This is a genomic window from Micromonospora sp. KC213 (genome assembly GCF_004348325.1).
Lineage (GTDB): Bacteria > Actinomycetota > Actinomycetes > Mycobacteriales > Micromonosporaceae > Micromonospora.
Genome location: NZ_SMKF01000285.1, coordinates 1 through 4,222, shown reverse-complemented (window position 1 = coordinate 4,222; position 4,222 = coordinate 1). Strand labels below are relative to the sequence as shown.

Genomic DNA, 4,222 nt, shown 5'->3' with positions numbered 1-4,222 from the left:
GCAGATGCGGGTGGACGCGCAGGCGGTGGCGGGGACGAGCGCGCAGTTGCGGGCGGTGCTCGGCGCCTGACGGGGCGGTTCTGGGTCGTCCGCTCAACTGCGGCTGGTGGGGGGTGCCGGACCCGAGCGGAGGTCACCTTTGACCGCGAACCGAGGTTGATCATGGCCGGGGTGCCGGCGGCGCGACGACGCTCACGTGGTCGGGTGTGCTGGCGGTGCGGCAGCATGGTGGGGTGAGGGAGACGGTCGACGCGCTGGCCGGCCTGGTGGCCGCCGGTGGTGTCGCGGTGTTGAGCGGGGCCGGGTTGTCCACCGAGTCGGGGATCCCCGACTATCGGGGGCCCAGCGGGCTGGCCCGCCGGCACACCCCGATGACCTACCAGACGTTCACCGGTGACCCGGTGGCGCGACGCCGGTACTGGGCGCGCAGTCACGTGGGATGGCGTGGCATCGCGCAGGCCGTGCCGAACGACGGGCACCGGGCGGTGGCCCGGTTGCAGGCCGCCGGCCTGGTGGACGGGATCGTCACCCAGAACGTCGACGGGTTGCACACCGCGGCGGGCAGCCGGGATGTGGTGGAGTTGCACGGCCGGCTGGCCCAGGTGGTGTGTCTGGGGTGTGGCCACCGCAGCGCGCGTGAACAGGTGCAGCAGCGGCTGCGGCAGGCCAACCCGGGGTTCGCGGTCGTGGCCGGGACGGTCCACCCCGACGGTGACGTCGACCTCGACGACGGGCAAATCGCGGGCTTCCGTACGGTCGACTGCGGGCGCTGCGGGACGGGGATGCTGAAACCGGACGTGGTGTTCTTCGGTGAGCCGGTGCCTGTCGACCGGGTCGCGCGGTGTTTCGCGATGGTCGACCGGGCGCGGGCGCTGCTGGTGCTGGGGTCGTCGTTGACGGTGTTGTCGGGGCGGCGGTTCGTGGTGCGGGCGGCCCGGCAGGGCATCCCGGTGGTGATCGTCAACCAGGGGCCGACGCGCGGCGACGGGTACGCGACGCTGCGGGTGGACGCGCCGTTGGGGGTGCTGCTGCCGGCGGTGGCCGACCGGGTGGGTGCCGCGCCGGTGGGCGCGGCGGCACCGGTCGCCGGATAGCCGGGGCCGCCTGCGGGGGGTACGCCGACGGTCGACGTCGGCGGCGCTGGTAGCGTTGACCATGCCGGTACCACCCACGCGGGAGAGACCGCCCCCCACCAGTGCGGGGCGGCGCCGAAGGGGCAGCTTCCTCCCCGGAACCTCTCAGGCAAAAGGACCGCGGGGGCAGGCACTGTGGAGCGCCCCGGGCGCGACTCAGGGGGAGGCCGATCCGTCGACCTCGCCCCCTGCTAGGAGCCCAGCGCATGACCGTAGAGCAGTTCGCCGACCGGCACATCGGCCCCGACCCGGCCGACGAGCGCCGGATGTTGGAGGCCGTCGGTTACGGCTCGATCGACGAGCTGATGGACGCGGCGATCCCCGAGGTGATCCGCTGGCACGGCACCCTGGACCTGCCGCAGCCGGTCGGGGAGCGGGAGGCGATCGCCGAGCTGCGCGCCCTGGCGGCCCGCAACACCGTCGCCGTGTCGATGATCGGGCTGGGTTACCACGGTACCCACACCCCGGCGGTGATCCGCCGCAACGTGCTGGAGAACCCGGCCTGGTACACCGCGTACACGCCGTACCAGCCGGAGATCAGCCAGGGCCGGTTGGAGGCGCTGCTGAACTTCCAGACGATGGTGACGGATCTGACCGGGTTGGCCACGGCGAACGCCTCGATGCTCGACGAGGGCACCGCCGCGGCGGAGGCGATGACCCTGGCCCGCCGCGCGTCGAAGAGCAGCAGCGGAGTGTACGTGGTCGACGCCGACGCGCTGCCCCAGACCATCGCGGTGATCAAGGGTCGGGCCGAGCCGCTCGGCATCGAGGTGCGGGTTCTCGACGTCGACCGCGACGAGTTGCCCGACGAGTTCTTCGGCCTGCACCTGCAGTACCCGGGGGCGTCGGGGGCGGTGCGGGACCACACGGATCTCGTCGAGGCCGCGCATGCGGCCGGCGCGCTGGTCACCGTCGCCGCGGATCTGCTGGCGTTGACGCTGCTGCGCCCGCCGGGGGAGGTCGGGGCGGACATCGCCGCCGGCACCACCCAGCGGTTCGGGGTGCCGATGGGGTTCGGTGGCCCGCACGCCGGCTATCTGGCGGTACGTTCGGGGTTGGAGCGGATGCTGCCCGGTCGGCTGGTGGGGGTGTCCCGCGACGCGGCCGGCAACCCGGCGTACCGGCTGGCGTTGCAGACCCGCGAGCAGCACATCCGGCGGGAGCGGGCGACCAGCAACATCTGCACCGCGCAGGTGCTGTTGGCGGTGATGGCCGGCATGTACGCGGTCTACCACGGCCCGGACGGGTTGCGGGCGATCGCCCGGCGTACCCATGGCATGGCGGCGCGGCTCGCGGCCGGGCTGCGCGCCGGTGGGGTGCCGGTCGCGGAGGTCGCGTTCTTCGACACGGTGACCGCGACGGTGCCGGGGCGGGCCGTCGCGGTGGTCGCCGCCGCGGCGCGGCACGGCGTCAACCTGCGGCTGGTCGACGCCGACCGGGTGGGGATCAGCTGCGACGAGACGACCACGGCGGCGCACCTGTCGGCGGTGTGGGCGGCGTTCGGGGTGCCGGGCTTCGACGGTGACGGCGGTGACGAGCTGCCGGCGGTGCTGCGCCGCGGCGGTGATTTCCTCACCCACCCGGTGTTCCGCACCCACCACTCGGAAACGGCGATGCTGCGCTATCTGCGCCGGTTGGCCGATTTCGACTATGCGCTGGACCGCGGCATGATTCCGCTGGGGTCGTGCACGATGAAGCTCAACGCCACCACCGAGATGGAGCCGGTGTCGTGGCCGGAGTTCGCCGACGTGCATCCGTTGGCGCAGGCGGCGCAGACCGCCGGGTACCGGGAGCTGATCGGCCAGCTGGAGGGGTGGCTGGCGGAGGTGACCGGGTACGACGCGGTCAGTGTGCAGCCCAACGCCGGCTCGCAGGGGGAGTTGGCCGGGTTGCTGGCGATCCGGGCGTACCACCGCGGCCGGGGCGAGGGGCACCGGGACGTGTGCCTGATCCCGTCGTCGGCGCACGGCACCAACGCCGCGTCGGCGGTGATGGCCGGGATGCGGGTGGTGGTGGTCGGCTGCGACGGCGACGGCAACGTCGACCTGGTCGACCTCGACACGAAGATCGACAAGCATCGGGACGCCCTGGCGGCGATCATGGTGACGTATCCGTCGACGCACGGGGTGTACGAGACGGGTATCGCGTCGCTGTGCGCGAAGGTCCACGACGCCGGCGGGCAGGTGTACGTCGACGGGGCGAACCTCAACGCCCTCGTCGGGTTCGCCAAGCCGGGACGCTTCGGCGCGGACGTGTCGCACCTGAACCTGCACAAGACGTTCTGCATCCCGCACGGCGGCGGCGGGCCGGGGGTGGGGCCGGTGGCGGTGCGCGCGCACCTGGCGCCGTTCCTGCCCGGCGATCCCGCCGCGGCGGCGGTGCACGGGCGTCCGGCGATCGCCGCGGCCCGGTACGGGTCGGCGGGGATCCTGCCGATCCCGTGGGCGTACCTGCGGATGATGGGCGCGGCGGGGCTGGCCCGGGCCACCGGGGTGGCGGTGCTGGCCGCGAACTACGTCGCGGTGCGGCTGCGGCCATACTTCCCGGTGCTGTACGCCGGCAACAAGGGCCTGGTGGCCCACGAGTGCGTCCTGGACCTGCGGCCGTTGACGAAGGCGACGGGGGTGAGCGTCGACGACGTGGCCAAGCGGCTGATCGACTACGGCTTCCACGCGCCGACGATGTCGTTCCCGGTGGCGGGGACGTTGATGGTGGAGCCGACCGAGAGCGAGAACCTGGCCGAACTGGACCGGTTCTGCGACGCGATGATCGCCATCCGCGCCGAGATCGACAAGGTGGGTTCGGGGGACTGGCCGGCCGGGGACAATCCGCTGGCCAACGCCCCGCACACCGCGGCGATGGTGGCCGGTGACGAGTGGCCGCACCCGTACCCGCGGTCGGTCGGGGCGTACCCGGCCGGGGTGGACCGGGCGGGGAAGTACTGGCCGCCGGTGCGGCGGCTCGACGGGGCGTACGGCGACCGGAACCTGATCTGCTCGTGCCCGTCGCCGGGGGCGTACGAGGACTGACCGGTACGCTGCGCCGGGGCGGACGTCGTGCCGCCCCGGCCGGCGGGGTCGACCTGGGGG

The 4,222-nt window shown here is 73.5% G+C and carries 2 protein-coding genes and 1 riboswitch; both genes read left to right on the top strand.

Going from position 1 to position 4,222, the window contains the following annotated elements; genetic code table 11:
* Positions 1–233: 233 nt before the first annotated feature.
* Positions 234–1,094 carry an NAD-dependent protein deacetylase gene (locus E1166_RS29715; RefSeq protein ID WP_132343140.1) on the top strand — a complete coding sequence of 287 codons (861 nt, stop codon included), beginning with the start codon at positions 234–236 and terminating at the stop codon, positions 1,092–1,094.
* 69 nt (positions 1,095–1,163) lie between these two features.
* Positions 1,164–1,264, top strand: a riboswitch (glycine riboswitch).
* 75 nt (positions 1,265–1,339) lie between these two features.
* A complete protein-coding gene (gene gcvP, locus E1166_RS29710) occupies positions 1,340–4,162 on the top strand; it encodes an aminomethyl-transferring glycine dehydrogenase (RefSeq protein ID WP_132343139.1) in 2,823 nt (940 codons plus the stop codon).
* Positions 4,163–4,222: the final 60 nt, after the last annotated feature.